Source organism: Pseudomonas sp. IAC-BECa141, assembly GCF_020544405.1.
Taxonomy (GTDB): domain Bacteria; phylum Pseudomonadota; class Gammaproteobacteria; order Pseudomonadales; family Pseudomonadaceae; genus Aquipseudomonas.
Genome location: NZ_CP065410.1, coordinates 1,717,984 through 1,734,185, shown reverse-complemented (window position 1 = coordinate 1,734,185; position 16,202 = coordinate 1,717,984). Strand labels below are relative to the sequence as shown.

Annotated in this window: 17 protein-coding genes; all 17 read right to left on the bottom strand. The window is 60.1% G+C overall.

Translation table 11 applies throughout. From position 1 onward, the window contains the following. Positions 1–300 (bottom strand): STAS domain-containing protein, encoded by a 300-nt coding sequence (locus tag I5961_RS07830; RefSeq protein WP_011333053.1) that lies wholly within the window; start codon positions 298–300, stop codon positions 1–3. Between the two features lie 101 nt (positions 301–401). Next, a complete protein-coding gene (fliJ, locus tag I5961_RS07825) occupies positions 402–851 on the bottom strand; it encodes a flagellar export protein FliJ (RefSeq protein ID WP_085699457.1) in 450 nt (149 codons plus the stop codon). Between the two features lie 6 nt (positions 852–857). Then, positions 858–2,216, bottom strand: a complete 1,359-nt coding sequence (gene fliI / locus I5961_RS07820; protein WP_085699459.1) for a flagellar protein export ATPase FliI — start codon at positions 2,214–2,216, stop codon at positions 858–860. After that, on the bottom strand, positions 2,206–3,012 hold the full coding sequence (gene fliH, locus I5961_RS07815; RefSeq protein ID WP_227234840.1) for a flagellar assembly protein FliH: 807 nt from the start codon (positions 3,010–3,012) through the stop codon (positions 2,206–2,208). The genes fliI and fliH overlap by 11 nt, the downstream gene beginning before the upstream one ends. A gap of 4 nt (positions 3,013–3,016) precedes the next feature. Then, positions 3,017–4,036, bottom strand: a complete 1,020-nt coding sequence (gene fliG, locus I5961_RS07810; RefSeq protein ID WP_007958288.1) for a flagellar motor switch protein FliG — start codon at positions 4,034–4,036, stop codon at positions 3,017–3,019. Continuing rightward, positions 4,029–5,816: a flagellar basal-body MS-ring/collar protein FliF gene (gene fliF, locus I5961_RS07805; protein WP_085699463.1), complete on the bottom strand. Its 1,788-nt coding sequence runs from the start codon at positions 5,814–5,816 to the stop codon at positions 4,029–4,031. The genes fliG and fliF overlap by 8 nt, the downstream gene beginning before the upstream one ends. Before the next feature lie 15 nt (positions 5,817–5,831). Next, positions 5,832–6,161: a flagellar hook-basal body complex protein FliE gene (fliE, locus tag I5961_RS07800; RefSeq protein ID WP_227234839.1), complete on the bottom strand. Its 330-nt coding sequence runs from the start codon at positions 6,159–6,161 to the stop codon at positions 5,832–5,834. 128 nt (positions 6,162–6,289) lie between these two features. Continuing rightward, the gene (locus I5961_RS07795) at positions 6,290–7,681 is read right to left on the bottom strand and encodes a sigma-54-dependent transcriptional regulator (protein ID WP_227234837.1); all 1,392 of its coding nucleotides are present in this window, start codon (positions 7,679–7,681) and stop codon (positions 6,290–6,292) included. 5 nt (positions 7,682–7,686) lie between these two features. Then, on the bottom strand, positions 7,687–8,898 hold the full coding sequence (locus I5961_RS07790; RefSeq protein WP_085703342.1) for a sensor histidine kinase: 1,212 nt from the start codon (positions 8,896–8,898) through the stop codon (positions 7,687–7,689). Between the two features lie 110 nt (positions 8,899–9,008). After that, a complete protein-coding gene (locus tag I5961_RS07785; RefSeq protein WP_003222863.1) occupies positions 9,009–10,484 on the bottom strand; it encodes a sigma-54 dependent transcriptional regulator in 1,476 nt (491 codons plus the stop codon). Positions 10,485–10,656: 172 nt separating this feature from the next. Further along, positions 10,657–10,953, bottom strand: coding sequence for a flagellar protein FliT (locus tag I5961_RS07780; protein WP_085683003.1), 297 nt, complete (start codon positions 10,951–10,953; stop codon positions 10,657–10,659). Positions 10,954–10,963: 10 nt separating this feature from the next. Continuing rightward, on the bottom strand, positions 10,964–11,362 hold the full coding sequence (fliS, locus tag I5961_RS07775) for a flagellar export chaperone FliS (RefSeq protein WP_085699470.1): 399 nt from the start codon (positions 11,360–11,362) through the stop codon (positions 10,964–10,966). A 129-nt stretch (positions 11,363–11,491) separates the two neighbouring features. Then, the gene (fliD, locus tag I5961_RS07770; RefSeq protein ID WP_085699472.1) at positions 11,492–12,955 is read right to left on the bottom strand and encodes a flagellar filament capping protein FliD; all 1,464 of its coding nucleotides are present in this window, start codon (positions 12,953–12,955) and stop codon (positions 11,492–11,494) included. A gap of 81 nt (positions 12,956–13,036) precedes the next feature. Continuing rightward, a complete protein-coding gene (locus I5961_RS07765; RefSeq protein WP_085683005.1) occupies positions 13,037–13,393 on the bottom strand; it encodes a flagellar protein FlaG in 357 nt (118 codons plus the stop codon). 71 nt (positions 13,394–13,464) lie between these two features. Beyond that, the gene (locus tag I5961_RS07760; protein ID WP_085699475.1) at positions 13,465–14,325 is read right to left on the bottom strand and encodes a flagellin domain-containing protein; all 861 of its coding nucleotides are present in this window, start codon (positions 14,323–14,325) and stop codon (positions 13,465–13,467) included. Between the two features lie 243 nt (positions 14,326–14,568). Next, positions 14,569–14,835 (bottom strand): hypothetical protein, encoded by a 267-nt coding sequence (locus tag I5961_RS07755; RefSeq protein ID WP_085699477.1) that lies wholly within the window; start codon positions 14,833–14,835, stop codon positions 14,569–14,571. Further along, positions 14,832–16,124, bottom strand: a complete 1,293-nt coding sequence (locus I5961_RS07750) for a motility associated factor glycosyltransferase family protein (RefSeq protein WP_085703341.1) — start codon at positions 16,122–16,124, stop codon at positions 14,832–14,834. The genes I5961_RS07755 and I5961_RS07750 overlap by 4 nt, the downstream gene beginning before the upstream one ends. Between the last annotated feature and the right edge of the window lie 78 nt (positions 16,125–16,202).

The window sequence follows — 16,202 nt, the reverse complement described above, 5'->3', positions numbered from 1 at the left end:
TCAACTGATGTCGAACAGTTTGTCGAAGTTGGAGATGGCGAGGATTTTCTTCACGTCGGAACTGCTGTTGACCACGCGAATTTCCGAGTCGTCGCCACCGACGTGATCACGCAACAGAAGCAGCATGCCGAGTGCCGAACTGTCGAGATAAGTCGCCTCCTTGAGGTCGACAATCACCGACTCGGGCTGCTCTTTTTCGTAGGATTGGCGAAATTCCTGATGCTTGGCGAAATCGAATCGCCCCTTGACCGAAATCGTCAGTTTTTTCTTGTCCGCAGAAACTTCTGTAACGACTGACATGTACTGGCTTCCTTGTCATTGACGAACGTGTACAAGGTTTAGCACTTGGAGGGGCCATGGGCAAGGCGCGATGGCGTCGGGATTTGTGCGAGATCTGCCCGTCAAAACGCCTCGTGGCGAGGCAAACGCTGGGACAATTCGTCCAGCAGCTTCTGTTCGCGCTTGTCTTCGGCGCGCTGCGCTTCTTCCATATAGCGTTGTACAAGCTTGCGCAGACCTTCCACCCGGGCGAATGCCTGCTGCCAGGCATCACGAGCCTTGTCCAGGTTGTTCTGGTGCCATTGCAGGCTCTGGCGCTGCTGATCGACAGCGGTGTCGAGTTGCGCGAGAAAGCCCTGAAAACCGAGCAGCCATTGCCCGGACACGCCGGTGCTGCCACGCACGATCCATTGTTCGGAGTAATCCAGACGGAAGGCATGCAAGTCGGCGAGTTTGCTCTCGGCCACTTTCACCTGCCCCTGAAAATAACCCAGGCGCTGCACGGCGGTTTTCTCGGCCTTCTCGGCCATGTCCACCACCGGCGCCAGGCGCGCGGCTCGACTCAGGGCCATGACGGATTACCCGCCGGCCGCCGGGGCGAAAATCGTGCTGAGGTACGCCTCGCTTTCACCCAGACTGATGTTGTCGTTGAGACCCTGACGCAGATACCTGACCAGCTGCGGTTGAAGGGAGATGGCCGTGTCGGTTTCGCGGTCGCCGCCCGCGACATAGGCACCGACGCTGATCAGGTCGCGACTCTGTTGATAGCGCGACCACAGCTGCTTGAAGTATTGCGCGCGCGTCATGTGTTCCGGCGACACCACCGCCGGCATCACCCGACTGATCGAGGCTTCGATATCGATGGCCGGGTAATGACCTTCCTCGGCCAGCCGCCGCGACAGCACGATGTGCCCGTCGAGTACACCCCGCGCGGAGTCGGCGATCGGGTCCTGCTGGTCATCGCCTTCGGACAATACGGTGTAGAACGCGGTGATCGACCCACCGCCCTTCTCCGCGTTACCGGCGCGCTCCACCAGTTTCGGCAGTTTGGCGAATACCGACGGCGGATAACCCTTGGTCGCCGGCGGCTCGCCGATGGCCAGGGCGATTTCCCGCTGGGCCTGGGCGAAACGGGTCAGGGAATCCATCAGCAACAGGACGTTCTTGCCCTTGTCACGGAAATACTCGGCGATCCGCGTGCAATACATCGCCGCGCGCAGACGCATCAGTGGCGCATCGTCCGCCGGCGACGCCACCACCACGGAACGCTTGAGGCCTTCTTCACCGAGGATGTGCTCGATGAATTCCTTAACCTCACGACCCCGCTCACCGATCAGGCCGACGACGATGATGTCGGCTTCGGTGAAGCGGGTCATCATGCCCAGCAGCACCGATTTACCGACACCGGTACCGGCGAACAGGCCCAGACGCTGACCACGACCGACCGTCAACAAACCGTTGATGCAACGGATGCCGACATCCAGCGGCACGCTGATCGGGTCACGGTTGAGCGGGTTGATGGTCGGGCCGTCCATCGGCACCCAGTCTTCGGCCTTCATGCCGCCCTTGCCGTCCAGCGCACGTCCGGCGCCGTCCAGTACGCGACCGAGCATGCTCATGCCCATCGGCAGGCGACCGGTGTCAGCCAGCGGCACCACACGGGCGCCCGGCGCAATGCCGGCCACGCTGCCGACCGGCATCAGGAACACCTTGCTGCCGGAAAAGCCCATGACTTCGGCTTCAACCTGGGACGGGTGATAGGTGTCGTCGTTGATCACCATGCAGCGGGTGCCCATGGCGGCGCGCAGGCCTTCGGCTTCGAGCGTCAGGCCGACCATGCGCAGCAGGCGCCCTTCGAGGATCGGCGCGCCGGCGATTTCGGTGGCCTCGGCGTAAGTGCTCAGGCGCTTGGCGAAACTGGTGCGTTCAAGGCGCATCGGGGGCGTCCGCGAGCGGTTCTTCTGCGACCGGTGCCGGTTTTGGCGACTCCGGCAGGTCCAGGCTCAGGTCCGGCGCAGCCGGGTGCAGGGCCTGTTCGTGCAACTGGTCGAACAGCTTGGCCATGACCTGGCTGACGCGGGTTTCGATGCTGGCGTCGATCCGGCTGTGATCGGTCTCGACCCGGCAACCGCCCGGCAGCAGCGATTCATCCTCGACGATGCGCCAGGTTTCCTCATGACGTTCGCGCAAGGCTTTGATCTGTTCGAAATCCTGCGGATTGACGTACAGCCGCACATTGCCCACGCCCAGCGGCAACAGCTTGAGGGCGTCGCGCATGACGTGTTCGATCTGCGTCGAGTCGATGGCCAGTTCGCGCTGGATCACCTGACGGGCGATGTGCTGCACGAGGTCGACCAGCGACTTTTCAATCTGGGTGTCTTGCTCGGCGATGGGTTCGAAGAGGTGGCCCATCAGTTGCTCAAGGCTGTTGACCTTGGCCGTCAGGACCACTTCGGCTTCCTGGCGCACCTTGAGGGTGGCGCTGTGAAAGCCTTCCTTTTCGCCGATGGCGAAGCCCTCGTTGTAGGCTTCCTGACGGATGCTTTCGAGTTCTTCCAGAGTCAGTGGCTGGACCTCTTCCAGCGGCACTTCTTCCATTTCCGGCGGTTCAGGCTCCGGTTCCGGCTCGGGCTCCGGTTTCGGCGGGTCGAAGCTGGGCAAGGCCCAGGTATCGAAGCCGCGGACGTCCCGGGCACGGATCAGGTCCGTCACATCGTCGTCATGCTTGTCCATGGGCTTAGATCATTTCCTCGCCGCCCTTGCCACCGAGCACGATTTCTCCGGCTTCGGCCATACGGCGGGCGATGGTGAGGATTTCCTTCTGCGCGGTCTCCACGTCGCTGACGCGCACCGGGCCCTTGGCCTCGAGGTCGTCGCGCAGCAGTTCGGCGGCACGCTTGGACATGTTCTTGAAGATTTTCTCCTTGACGCCTTCGTCCGAACCCTTGAGGGCCAGCACCAGCACATCGGAAGACACTTCGCGCAACAGCGCCTGGATTCCGCGGTCGTCGACATCGGCCAGGTTGTTGAACACGAACATGAGATCTTCGATCTGACCGGACAGGTCTTCGTCGACTTCGCGGATCGAGTCCATGAGCTGGCCTTCGATCGAGCTGTCGAGGAAGTTCATGATGTCCGCCGCCCGCTTGATGCCACCCAGAGTGGTGCGCGAGGCGTTCGAGTTGCCGGAGAACTGCTTCTCGAGGATCTGGTTCAACTCTTTCAACGCGGCCGGCTGTACGGTGTTCAACGACGAGACACGCAGGATGATGTCCAGACGCACCTTGTGGTCGAAGTTGCCCAGCACTTCACCGGCCTGATCCGGATCGAGGTACGCGACCACGATCGCCTGGATCTGCGGGTGCTCGTAACGGATCACGTCGGCAACGGCGCGCGGCTCCATCCATTTCAGGCTGTCGAGGCCACTGGTGTTGCCGCCCAGCAGAATGCGGTCGATCAGGCCGTTGGCCTTGTCTTCACCCAGGGCCTGGGTGAGCATTTTGCGCACGTAGTCGTCGGAGCCGACGCCCAGGCTGGTCTGGTCGCCGACGATGTCGACGAACTCGCTCATGACCTGCTCGACCTGCTCACGGTGGACGTTGCCCATCTGGGCCATGGCCACACCCACGCGCTGGACCTCTTTGGGGCCCATGTGGCGCAGCACTTGTGCGGCATCGGTCGAACCCAGGGACAGCAGCAGGATCGCGGCTTTATCGACCCGGGACAGTTTGGCGACGGCGGCTCGGTTATCACTCATCTGCGTTAATCCACTCTTTCACGACCTGGGCCACACGACCCGGATCTTCTGCCACCAGACTCTTGATTGCGTTCAACTGAGCGTCATAACCCTCGCTCGGGCTCGGCAGCAGGATGCTGGTCGGGCCGCCGAGGCTGACGCGATCGTTGGACAGTTCACCATCCAGACCGCCCATGCCACCGAGTTCCATGTCGCCGCCCAGACCGGCCAGCTCCTTGCTTTTGCCGCCACCGGTGATGTTGTTGAGCACCGGACGCAGCACGCCGAACACCAGCACCAAGATGAACAACACGCCCAGCACTTGTTTGACGATGTCCCAGAACCATGGCTGGGAGTAGAACGGAATATCAGCGATCACTTCGCCGCGCTCGGCGGAGAACGGCATGTTGATCACGCTGACGCTGTCGCCACGGCTGGCATCGAAGCCGACGGCGTCCTGCACCAGACGGGTGAAGCGCGCCAATTCGTCGGCGCTCCACGGCGCACGGGTGGTTTCGCCGTTGGCCGGGTTGATCTTGACCTGATCGTCCACCACGACCGACACCGACAGGCGATTCAGGCGACCCTGCTGCTGTTTGGTATGGCTGATGGAACGGTCGAGCTCGAAGTTCTTGGTGGATTGTTGACGCTTGTCCGCCGGGTACGGCGCGAGCATTGGCTGGCCGGTGGCCGGGTCCATGATCTGCTGACCGTTGGCATCAACCAGTGGCTGGCCAGGTTGCACCATGCTCGCCGGGGCCGCTGCGCCACCGGTGGTTTGCGGTGCCGAAGCCGGCGACGGCGGCTGGTTGCTCAGGGCACCCGGCACACCTTGCGGGCCATTGCTGGCGGTGCGTTGTTCGTTGACCGACTGCTCGCTGCGCAGGGCCGGTTGATCCGGGTTGAACTGCTCGGCGGTCGATTCGACGGCACTGAAATCAATGTCGGCCGAGACTTCAGCCTTGTAGCGATCGTTGCCCAGTACCGGTTGCAGAATGTTGTGCACACGCTGGGTCAGCATGCTTTCCATGCGGCGGCTGTAATCGAACTGCTTGCCGGCCATGGTCATTTCGGCGTTTTCCGCCTGATCCGACAGCAGGTTGCCCTTCTGGTCGACGACGGTGATCTGCGATTTGCTCAGCTCGGGAACGGAGGTTGCCACGAGGTTGATGATGGCAACCACCTGGCCAGGCTCCAGCGAACGACCGGAGTACAACTCGACCAGTACCGAAGCGCTTGGCTTGCGTTCGTCACGCACGAACACCGAACTTTTCGGGATCGCCAGGTGAACGCGCGCGCCCTTGACGTTGTTCAGGCTGGAAATGGTGCGGGCCAGCTCACCTTCGAGGCCGCGACGGTAACGGGTCGCTTCCATGAACTGGCTGGTGCCCAGCCCCTGTTCCTTGTCGAGGATTTCAAAACCGATGTTGCCGTCGCTGGGAGTGACACCAGCGGCCGCAAGTTTCAGTCGCGCACGGGACAGGTCATCGGCCTTGACCAGCAAGGCGCCGGAGTTCGGTTCGACGGTGTAGGGAATGTCGGCGGAGGCCAGAGTGTCCATGACCTGCTTGGCGTCCATGCCGGCAAGGCTGCCGTACAGAGGCCGGTAGTCCGGTTGCTGCGACCACAGCACCACGGCAAAGCCAATCGCCACGCTCGCGGCCAGGCCGACCAACAGGCCCACCTGACGCAGCACGGTCATCTCGGAGAGGTTTTCCAGGAAGGACAGGCCGAACAGCGGCGGTTTGCCGTCTATCGGGGTGGCCTTGGCCGGAACGTTATCGGCGACTGCTTCTGCCATGACTCAATCTCGTCCTTAAACCGGCATCTGCATGATGTCTTGATAAGCCTGAACCAGCTTGTTGCGCACCTGGGTCAGGGCCTGGAACGACACGCTGGCTTTTTGCGAGGCAATCATCACGTCCGTCAGATCGACGCCGCTCTTGCCGATTTCGAACGCGTTGGCCAATTGACTCGAAGCCTGTTGGGTATCGTTCACTTTGTTGATGGCCTGACCGAGCATGTCGGAAAAGTTGCTGCCTGCCACTTCCGGGACAACGGAAGTCGATTTCGGCTTCGACATGGCGTCCATTTGCATGGCCTTCATGTCCATCATCAACCGATTAAATTCAATACCTTGGCTCATGGTCTACTCTCTTGGGCGGCCCGCAATTTTTTGACACTCACTCGGCGGGTACTCAGGTGTTAGCAACAACGGTGCCAGCTCATGGGCACCGCTTTCAGAAAAGCCGTTTCAAACGTTTGCGCCACTGGTCAGGTCGCGAACAGGTAGCCTTCGACATCCATGCCCGCATCGCGCATTTGCGCCAGTTTGTAACGCAGGGTGCGCGGGCTGATGCCGAGTTTTTCCGCCGCTTCCTTGCGCCGACCGCGCTCGGTGCGCAGGGTGTCGATGATCATCTGGAACTCGCGGCGACGCAGGTCATCGCCCAGCGCACCGGCCGAGTCCGCCTCGATCTCGACTTCACGAATGACCGGTACAACCGGCGCAACCGCCGGCAATGGAGCGAACAGCGCAGGCCCGGAGAGACAGAAATCCTGCGGCTGGATCAACCCGCCCTGCTGGAGAATCAAGGCCCGCTGGACCGCGTTATCCAGCTCGCGCACGTTGCCCGGCCACGGATAACCAATCAGGCACGCTTGCGCCTCGGGCGAAAACTTCGCCATCGCATGCTTCATTTTATTGACGTGTTTGGCCAACAGACGCTCGGCCAGCGGCAGGATATCGGCGGTGCGCTCGCGCAACGGACGCCAGGCCAGGGGAAATACCGACAGACGATAGTAAAGGTCTTCACGAAACCGCCCCGCCGCGACTTCGCCGGCCAGATCCCGGTTGGTGGTCGCCACCACGCGAATATCGAGGGTGATCGGCTTGCGCGCACCGACCCGCTCCACTTCCCGCTCCTGCAACACCCGCAGCAACTTGGCTTGCAAGCCCAGGGGCATTTCGGAAATTTCATCGAGCAGAATGGTGCCGCCGTCCGCCTGTTCGAACTTGCCGGCCTGGGCTGCGATGGCGCCGGTGAACGAGCCTTTTTCGTGACCGAACAGGGTCGCTTCGAGCATGTTGTCCGGGATCGCCGCACAGTTGATCGCAATGAACGGCTGACTGGCGCGATGAGACTGCTGGTGAATGTAGCGCGCCAGCACTTCCTTGCCGGTACCGGACTCGCCGGAGATCAGCACGGTGGAATCGCTGCGTGCGACCCGCGCCGCCAGATCCAGCAATTGAGCACTGGCGGGCTCGACCGCGATCGGCCCTTCAGCGTCGCTGATACCGAGACTGCCCAGGGCGTGACGCGCTACCAGATCCAGCAGGGCCTTGGGCTCGAACGGTTTGACCAGATAATCCGCCGCCCCCTGGCGCATCGCATCGACCGCGCGCTCGACTGCGCCATGGGCAGTCATCAGCAGCACCGGCAATTGCGGCTGCCGCGCGCGCAGCAAGCCGAGCAATTGATGGCCGTCCATGCCCGGCATGTTGACGTCGCTGACCACCAGACTGAACGCTTCGCGCTCGACGGCCTTCAGCGCCTCTTCGGCCGAACCCACTGCGTGGTAGTCGTGGCCGGCCAGCAACAGCGTATCGGCCAGCGCCTCGCGCAACGAGCGGTCATCCTCGACCAGCAGAACCTTGATGCCCATGACCTTCACTCAGCTCCCTGTACAGCAGAAAACAACGGCAGGATGACCTGCGCGCACGTACCGCGCCCGACCCGCGAACGCAGCTGCAATTCTCCCTGATGCGCACGCGCCACGGCCTTGACCACGGTCAGGCCCAGGCCGGTGCCGGTGACTTTGGTGGTGAAAAAGGGCTCGCCCAACCGCGCCAGCACTGCCGCATCGATACCGCTGCCGCTGTCACTCACACACAGGCGCAAGGTGTTGTCGCGGGTATAGCAATGCACCTTCAGACGCACCTCGCCGGCACTCGCCTGAATCGCGTTTTCAATCAGATTGAGTAACGCCCCGACCAGCGTGTCGCGGTTGCACAGCAACTCGCCGGCGTGGCTGTCGCACTGCCAGCGAATCGGCAGATCCTGCACATGGGTCAGCGCCGCAGCCTGTAACGACTGCATCAAGGCGCCGGGCGTGACGCGATCGGTCAGCGGCAGCTCACCGCGAGCGAACACCAACATGTCGCGCACCTGATGCTCCAGCTCGTGCAGGCGCTCCTTGAGGCGCCCGGCGAAACGCTGCTGGGTGGCGACCGGCAATTGCTGCTCGGTCAAATGACTGGCGTATAACAATGCGGCGGACAACGGCGTGCGAATCTGATGAGCCAGCGACGCGACCATCCGCCCCAGGGACGACAGTCGCTCGTGGCGGGCCAACTGATCCTGCAAGTGACGGGTTTCAGTCAGGTCGTTGAGCAGCACCAACTGCCCCGGCTCGGCATCCAGCGAGCGGGTGGCAATCGACAGGCGTCGACCGTTTTTCAAGGAAATTTCGTGGCCGTCATCTTCACGGGGCGCGAAGCAACGGGCGATGACATGGCGCCACAACTCGCCTTCCAGCGGCAGGCCAAGCAATTCTATGGCGGCGGGATTGGCCTCGCACACGATGCCGTGACCGTCGATGACGATGACGCCACCGGGCAACAGATCGAGAAGGTTTTGCAGACGGTTGGCCAGCCGTTCTTTTTCCGCCAGTTCCTGCATGCGCTGGGCGCTGACTACGGCCAGCTCACCCTTGAGCTCGGTAACCCGGGCTTCGAGCATGCTGTAGGAGTCGGTCAGCTGGCTGGACATTTGATTGAACAGGGCGAATGCCTGCTCAAGCCCTTGGCGGCTCGCCTGCTCTACGGACGGCAGTTGCCCCGAGGACTCGGGGACAGAAGACATCTGGGAGGCTTGGGGCATTGTGCTCTCTCGCTTGGCTGACCGTCAGTTAAACGGAACGTTGCGAGGGATGTAGCAATACCCGTGCCTAAAAAAAACCGCCTATAAATGAAGCAGTTGAAAAACAGGCGTCAATCATCCGCCTGTTCATCTCCTTCACGACGGCTCATGCCGTACTTGCGCATCTTCTCCACCAGCGTGGTGCGGCGAATGCGCAGGCGTTCGGCGGCGCGGGCCACGATGCCGTTGGCGTCGTCCAGCGCCTGCTGGATCAAGCCCTGCTCCAGACCACCGAGGTAGTCCTTCAGGTCAAGACCTTCCGGCGGCAGCATGGCGTTGGCGGTGAAGTCCGGCGTATGGCCGTTGATCGCCACACGCTCTTCCAGATCGCTGCGCAGGCTGTCGACCATTTGCTCGTCTTCGTCGTCGACGTAGCGGAATTTCTTCGGCAGCTCGACCACGCCGATCACCCCGTACGGATGCATGATCGCCATGCGCTCCACCAGGTTGGCCAGCTCGCGGACGTTGCCCGGCCAGCCGTGGCGGCACAGAGACATGATCGCAGCAGAGTTGAAGCGGATCGAACCGCGCTTCTCGTGCTCCATGCGCGAGATCAGCTCGTTCATCAGCAACGGAATGTCTTCGACGCGCTCACGCAGCGGCGCCATCTCGATCGGGAACACGTTCAGGCGATAGTAGAGGTCTTCGCGGAAGGTGCCGATCTCGATCATGCTTTCGAGATTCTTGTGGGTCGCCGCGATGATGCGCACGTCGACGCTCTGGGTCTTGTTGCTGCCCACGCGCTCGAAGGTGCGCTCCTGCAGCACACGCAATAGCTTGACCTGCATCGGCAGCGGCATGTCGCCGATTTCATCGAGGAACAGCGTACCGCCGTTGGCCAGCTCGAAACGACCGGCACGGCTGGTGATCGCGCCGGTGAAGGCACCCTTCTCGTGACCGAACAGCTCGCTTTCCAGCAACTCGGCCGGGATTGCTCCACAGTTGACCGGCACGAACGGCGCGTCGCGGCGCTTGGAATGGTAATGCAGGTTGCGCGCAACCACTTCCTTGCCGGTGCCGGACTCGCCGAGGATCAGTACGCTGGCGTCGGTGTCGGCCACTTGCTGCATCATCTGACGCACATGCTGGATCGCGCGGCTGGTGCCGACGAGACTACGAAACAGGTTGGGCTCACGATGACGGCCGCGCTCGCGGGCCTGGTCGTACATCTCGCGATAGACCTGGGCGCGGTGCAGGGAGTCCAGCAGTTTGCTGTAGCTCGGCGGCATTTCGAGGGTCGAAAGTACCCGGCGGCGCTGGTCTTCGGGCAAGTCAACCGAAGAATTATCGCCCATCAGCAAAACCGGAAGGAACTCATCCCAGGTTGAGAGTGTCTTTAACAGGCCCAAAAGCGCACCAGGAGCATTGACCGTCCCGATCAGTACGCAAATGACCTCACGACTAGACGACAAAGAGCCGACTGCCTGCTGCCAGTCATGGCTTCCGCAGGGTAAATTTTCTTCGCCAAGAAAATTCAAGATCACCGCCAGGTCGCGGCGGCGGACGCTATCGTCATCGATCAGCAGAATTTTGGTTTCACGCCACATGCAATAGCAACTTCCCTAGTCAACTCAATGCCCAAAATGAGGGGCAAGCGAGACGCTTGCAGGACACCTTGTGCCTGTAGACGCCTGAAATCTGAAAACAGCCACTAGTTAAGTCAAAAAACCGTGCACAGTCAAATTTATGGCGCACATGTCTGGATTAACTGAGGGTTAATTAACCAAACAGATGGTAAACCTTTGCCGCATTCTGCGCTTGGGTGATCTGCGACATCTCGTCGACTATCGCCTGACGCTCACCCATGGCGACTTCAAGCAGCTGCTTGTAAACGTGCAGCAACTCCTCAAGATTGTCCCGCAGCGCTACCTCATCAAGAGACGCCTCACTCATGACATCTTCCATGCAGGAACGGCAATCGAGATCCAGTTGACCGATCGCCTCCCAGTTGCGCTCGGCCAGGGCACCGACCAACGCCACTCGGGTTTCTTCGATTCGCTGCAATACAAGACTCATGATGATCTCCTTAAAACTGAGGAGCAGGCGTAGGAGCAATGGCGTCCCAGCCTTCTTTTACCGTGCTCAACAAGCCGGCAACCTCGTCCAGAATACGCGGGTCGCTGCTGATGTTCGCCTCGGCGAGACGCTTCATCATGTAGATGTAAAGACCATCCAGATCTGCCAGCGTATCCGCGCAATTTTCCAGATCCAGGCCTTCACGCAGGCCGCTGACGATGCCAATGGCCTTGCTGATCGACGTGCACTTGGCAGGAATATCCTTGCGCTCGATCGCACCCTTGGCCTGGGCGATACGGTCCAGGCCGCCTTCCATCAGCATTTGCACCAGGCGATGAGGGCTGGCTTCGGACGTCTGAGCCTGCGCACCTACTTTCTGGTATTGCCGAAGGGCTAACATCGGATTCATGTTCTACCTCATTTGCCACAATGACTCGTATGAACAGTGTATCGCCAGCGAGTCGAAAAACTTTAGACCATAAGACAAAAACCCGGCGCACGCTCGAAAGCGTAGCCGGGTTTTTGTCGCTCTTGCATATTACTTCGCGGATTGCTGAGCATTCAGCGAGCTGAAGAACGACGTGATGTTGCTCGCCGTAGCCTTCATTTGCCCTACCAGCAAGTCCATGGCGTTGTACTTGGCAGTCAACGTCTTGGTCAGGTTGGCCACACGCAGATCCAGCGCCAGTTGCTGGGAAGTGAGGTTACGTGTGTTGTTGTTCAGGATAGTCAGGCGCTGATCCAGCAGGCCGGTGGTGGTCTTGCCATCGGCCGAAGCCTTGAGGTAAGGATCCACGGCCTTGCTCATGCGCGCCAACAGACCATTGGTGTCGTTGGTGCCAGTGAACATCTCCTGGACCTTGCCGCTCATGCCCGGAGTAGCCATGGCCTTGTTGAATGCAGTCGTGTCGAACGTCAGGTTACCGGTATTGCGGTCGGTCATGACCCCCAACTGCGACAGATAGGCTATCGGGCTGCCAGCGGTTGCACTCGGGGCGGTAATTTGCCCACGGATATCGGCAACCAGCGAGCGCGCCAGGGAGTCACCGGTGAACGCCGCCTGAACGGTCAGCTTGCCATCTTCGTCCGGGGTCGCCTTGGACAAGGTGTCGATGGTGTTTTTCAAGGTGTTGTAGGCATCGACGAACGCCTGAACCGACGTCTGCAAACCTTTGGTATTACCGTCGACAGTCACCGTGACAGGTGTCGGTGGCGTACCCGGGCTGGCCGTTACCAGGTTCATCGTCAGACCGCTGATAGCACCGGTAACCGTGTTGCTCTTGCTGGTCACCGCCAGACCATCAATGGTCAGCGACGCATCCTTGGCGAGGCCATTGACCGCGCCGGAGTCACCGGCGGCCGGGTTGGAGCCCATCGACTGGGTACCGTCGATTTCCAGGCCGGCAATGCCGCTGACTTTCATGTCGGAGCCGGCGCCAGTCTTGCTCGAACTGATCACCAGGCGCGAAGCACCCGAGCTGTCGGTCACAATGTTGGCGGAAATACCGTTGACGGCCTGAGCCGAGTTAATCGCATCCCGGGTACTCTGCAAGGTGGCATTGGCCGGGATCGTGACATTGTAATCAGTGCCATTCTGAGTGATTTTCAGGGTACCACTCGGAATGGCACTGGCAGCACCGCCGGCAAAGGATGCACTGGCTATTTTCGAGCCGGTAGCCAGATTATTCACAACAACACTGTAAGTACCCGAGACGGCGGTGTTATCCGCAGAAACCCCCAGAACGGCCGGAGTGCCCGAAGTTGCCGTGTAACCGGCAAACGCTGGATTGGTCTTGCTGCCCAGATTGGTCATCGCGGTCTGGAATGCGGTCAGCGCACTCTTCAACGTGCCGATACCGGAAATCTTCAGCGTGTTGGTTTTAGTCGCATTATCGATCTGCGTCTGCTTCGGCGACTTGTCGGCATTGACCAGCGCAGTAACGATTGCACCGATGTCCAGGCCGGAGCCCAGGCCCGAACCCGGTAAAATTGGACTTGCCATGTGCATCTCCCTTGGGGTTGTTGCCAGTCTTTTGACCCTTGCCGGCGCCTAAAGAACTTCAAACACTATTCATGCCAGTTATCAGACTTTGGCGTCGAACAACACGTGACTTGCGTTGGCGAGGCTGTCTGCCAGCTTCAGGGCTTCTGCGGAAGGGATCTGTCGTACGACCTCGCCCGTCTCGCTTGCGATCACCTTGACGATGACCTTCCCGGAATGCTCATCGATCGAGAACTCCAGATTGCGCTTGATCGACTGAACGAACTTCTCGATCTCCTGCACCGCCAGCTTCAGCTTGTTTTCATCGGCTTCCTGGCTCTTTTTCGAGGCAGGAACCGCTTCAACGGTCTGAGGCTTCGTTTCCACCGGCTTGTCAGCAACGGTATTGGCTGGCTTGGGAGCCGGATAAGACACGTTAAGCTTGACGCTCATGTCCATGCTCATCACCTCATAACGTAAAAAGCGAGAGAGCACGCAAGCGCACTCCCCCGCTAAAACTCATTCCGAAATTACTGAAGCAGCTTCAGTACAGCGGAAGGCAGTTGGTTGGCTTGGGCCAGAACAGAGGTCGAAGCCTGTTGCAGGGTTTGCTGCTTGGTCAGGTTAGCAGTCTCTGCGGCGAAGTCGGTATCTTGTACGCGACCTTGTGCAGCAGTGGTGTTCTCGGTGATGTTCTGCAAGTTCTGGATGGTGCTGGTCAGGCGGTTTTGCGAAGCACCCAGGCTGGCACGAGTTGCACCGATTGCAGCGATAGCGGCGTCGATTGCAGTGATCGCGTTGTCGATGTTCTGCGCAGCAGAACCAGCACCAGTACCCGAAGTACCGGTCAGAACTACAGTACCGCTACCTACGGACAGGCTGACGGCGTCGAACTTGGAGCTCAGTACCAGGTCGATGTGGTTAGCCGAACCGGTGTTTGCACCCACTTGCAGAGTCACAGTACCAGCCGAACCGTCCAGCAGGTTTTTGCCGTTCAGGTTGGTAGCGGCCGAGATACGGGTGATTTCGTCAGACATCTGAGCGAATTCAGCGTTGGTAGCGGTCTGGTCAGCAGTACCGTTGGTACCGTTACGTGCTTTAACAGCCAGTTCACGCATACGCTGCAGAATGTCGGTCGAAGCTTGCAGAGCGCCTTCAGCGGTCTGGGCAACGGAGATACCGTCGTTGGCGTTCTGGATTGCCTGGGTGTTACCGCGGATCTGGGAAGACATACGGTTGGAGATCTGCAGGCCAGCGGCGTCGTCTTTAGCGCTGTTGATTTTCAGGCCGGAAGACAGGCGCTGCATCGAAGTCGACAGAGCGTCGGAAGCGCGGTTCAGGTTTTTCTGAACGTTCAACGACGTGGTGTTGGTGTTTACTGTTAAAGCCATGACGAATTCCTCGTTGGTTGGGTACTGCGGCTTCCGGCCCTGGCAACCGCCGGGTATGGCCTAGAGAACCTTCGTAATAGTTATCGTCGGGTTTGCAGGTTGCTTGAGGGCTTTTTTGAAAAAATTTGCCATCAACCTGCCACCCCCAAGAAAACAAAGACTTAGCAGCACTTTACCTTCGAAAAAATGACGTCATAAAACCGTCCGTGGCGCAAACCTGCGGGCCAGTGCTGTCGGCTTTTCTCAAGCCGCAGAATTTTCCAGCAACCCGATCAATTCGTACTCCATGAAATCGGCGAGCCCGAGCCAGTCCTGGCACTCCTGACATTCGAGCATTCGCGTGAGCACTTGCGCCCACGACTGCTGGATATCCGGCGAAGCGGACACCAGCAATTGCTGTGCACCTTCGAATACATCCACCATCTCCAGCGCCGCTTCGACATCGCGCCCCAGGCGAAACAGGCCGGCGCACCGCCGGCATTCGTCGATACAGCCTTGCAGCGCACTCATTGCACGAACTCCTGATTGAAACGCGTCCCGGCAATCAACGCACCTGCGCGGCTACTGTTGAAAAACTCGACGTGCGGCTGACTGGCGATGTATCGCTCCAGCACACACAGATAACCGCGAAAATTGAGCTGCGTACTGACACGCTCGCCGAAGCCGTCACGCACCCAGTGTCGCGCCTGATTCACCGAGGGGCCCAGGTCACCGTCACTCCAGCCGGCGTGGGTCTTGTTCATCGGGAAGGCAAAATCGGCGCCGAACAGCGTGATCCGCGCCGCGCCCATCTTCACCGCCAGATCCACCGCCGGATGAATCACACTGCCGCCCACATGCAGCAGCGCTCTTGGGTGCTGCTCACGCAACGCCGCATAGACCGGACTCAGCGAATAACCGCCGTAGCGCTTGCCCTTCCATGCCCTCAACACCTCAGGGTCGCTCATCGGCAAATACACCAGCGGGATGCCGTCGGACTCTTCAAAGGGCAAATGCCGGAAGCTGATGCGCTGGTCGATGCTCACCACGTAGTCGGGCACGATCCCGTGCTCACGCAGCGGGCGATAAGCGGTATCGACACAGATGAACAATGGACGCCCGGCCCGCTCGCGAATCGCGGCCAGTCGCTCGAAATGCTGCTCAAGGGTCGGTCCGGTGCCGATCACATAAATCTCCCGACCGGCACAGGTACCGAACAACGTCGCCACATCATCGTCAGCGAGCAATACCGGCAAGCAATCCTGCAGACGCTGTTGAATGAACGGTGACTGCGGATCGAATTCACGGTTGTTGAAGCTCAGGTGTACTTCGCTGACCAGTCGATCACGAATCTTCGCGTTGAAGTCATCGGCCAGCAGCATTTCGGCAGGCAATGCGAAGAACGGCGTGCAGATGTCGGGCAGGTCGCCGGCGTAGAGCAATTCAACCCGCGAATCCTGCAGCCACTCACGCTGATCGAGCAGTTGCAGCACCAGAGCAAACAGCGCGCCATTGAGGATGTGTACGTAAAGTCGCTCAAGCCCGGCGCGCTCCAGCAGCACCGTGGGCAGATCACCCAGGCCGGTGCCGTAGACGTGCAGCTGCGGCTTGTCCGCCGGCAGGCTGGCGGCCTGAATCTGTGCCTCCCGGACACGATCATGACGACTGGTGAGCTGAATGCCGCCGATGCTTAGCGTCGAGCCCAGCCCTTGCGTCAGTTCGGCCTCGATCGCCGAACTGTCTTCGTTCAGCAATCGTGCGAACAGCGCCGGCCAGCGTCGTTCGATGACTTCAGCGTTGGCCTGGAAAAACTCGCTCATGGCGCCTCGCGCTCCCTTCAGGCAAAAAAATAGCGTTCAAGGTTACCCCTTGAACGCTCTTTTTGTATCCGTCGTTTT

What these genes read in the sequence shown, in the direction of transcription:
- fliI (WP_085699459.1), bottom strand. Translation starts at nt 2,216, where the DNA reads ATGCGCCTTGAACGCACCAGTTTCGCCAAGCGCCTGAGCACTTACGCC.
- I5961_RS07795 (WP_227234837.1), bottom strand. Translation starts at nt 7,681, where the DNA reads ATGGGCATCAAGGTTCTGCTGGTCGAGGATGACCGCTCGTTGCGCGAG.
- fliH (WP_227234840.1), bottom strand. Translation starts at nt 3,012, where the DNA reads ATGGACAAGCATGACGACGATGTGACGGACCTGATCCGTGCCCGGGAC.
- I5961_RS07755 (WP_085699477.1), bottom strand. Translation starts at nt 14,835, where the DNA reads ATGAGTGCGCTGCAAGGCTGTATCGACGAATGCCGGCGGTGCGCCGGC.
- I5961_RS07780 (WP_085683003.1), bottom strand. Translation starts at nt 10,953, where the DNA reads ATGAGTCTTGTATTGCAGCGAATCGAAGAAACCCGAGTGGCGTTGGTC.
- fliF (WP_085699463.1), bottom strand. Translation starts at nt 5,816, where the DNA reads ATGGCAGAAGCAGTCGCCGATAACGTTCCGGCCAAGGCCACCCCGATA.
- fliE (WP_227234839.1), bottom strand. Translation starts at nt 6,161, where the DNA reads ATGAGCCAAGGTATTGAATTTAATCGGTTGATGATGGACATGAAGGCC.
- fliS (WP_085699470.1), bottom strand. Translation starts at nt 11,362, where the DNA reads ATGAATCCGATGTTAGCCCTTCGGCAATACCAGAAAGTAGGTGCGCAG.
- I5961_RS07750 (WP_085703341.1), bottom strand. Translation starts at nt 16,124, where the DNA reads ATGAGCGAGTTTTTCCAGGCCAACGCTGAAGTCATCGAACGACGCTGG.
- fliD (WP_085699472.1), bottom strand. Translation starts at nt 12,955, where the DNA reads ATGGCAAGTCCAATTTTACCGGGTTCGGGCCTGGGCTCCGGCCTGGAC.
- I5961_RS07760 (WP_085699475.1), bottom strand. Translation starts at nt 14,325, where the DNA reads ATGGCTTTAACAGTAAACACCAACACCACGTCGTTGAACGTTCAGAAA.
- fliG (WP_007958288.1), bottom strand. Translation starts at nt 4,036, where the DNA reads ATGAGTGATAACCGAGCCGCCGTCGCCAAACTGTCCCGGGTCGATAAA.
- I5961_RS07790 (WP_085703342.1), bottom strand. Translation starts at nt 8,898, where the DNA reads ATGCCCCAAGCCTCCCAGATGTCTTCTGTCCCCGAGTCCTCGGGGCAA.
- I5961_RS07830 (WP_011333053.1), bottom strand. Translation starts at nt 300, where the DNA reads ATGTCAGTCGTTACAGAAGTTTCTGCGGACAAGAAAAAACTGACGATT.
- I5961_RS07785 (WP_003222863.1), bottom strand. Translation starts at nt 10,484, where the DNA reads ATGTGGCGTGAAACCAAAATTCTGCTGATCGATGACGATAGCGTCCGC.
- fliJ (WP_085699457.1), bottom strand. Translation starts at nt 851, where the DNA reads ATGGCCCTGAGTCGAGCCGCGCGCCTGGCGCCGGTGGTGGACATGGCC.
- I5961_RS07765 (WP_085683005.1), bottom strand. Translation starts at nt 13,393, where the DNA reads ATGGACATGAGCGTCAAGCTTAACGTGTCTTATCCGGCTCCCAAGCCA.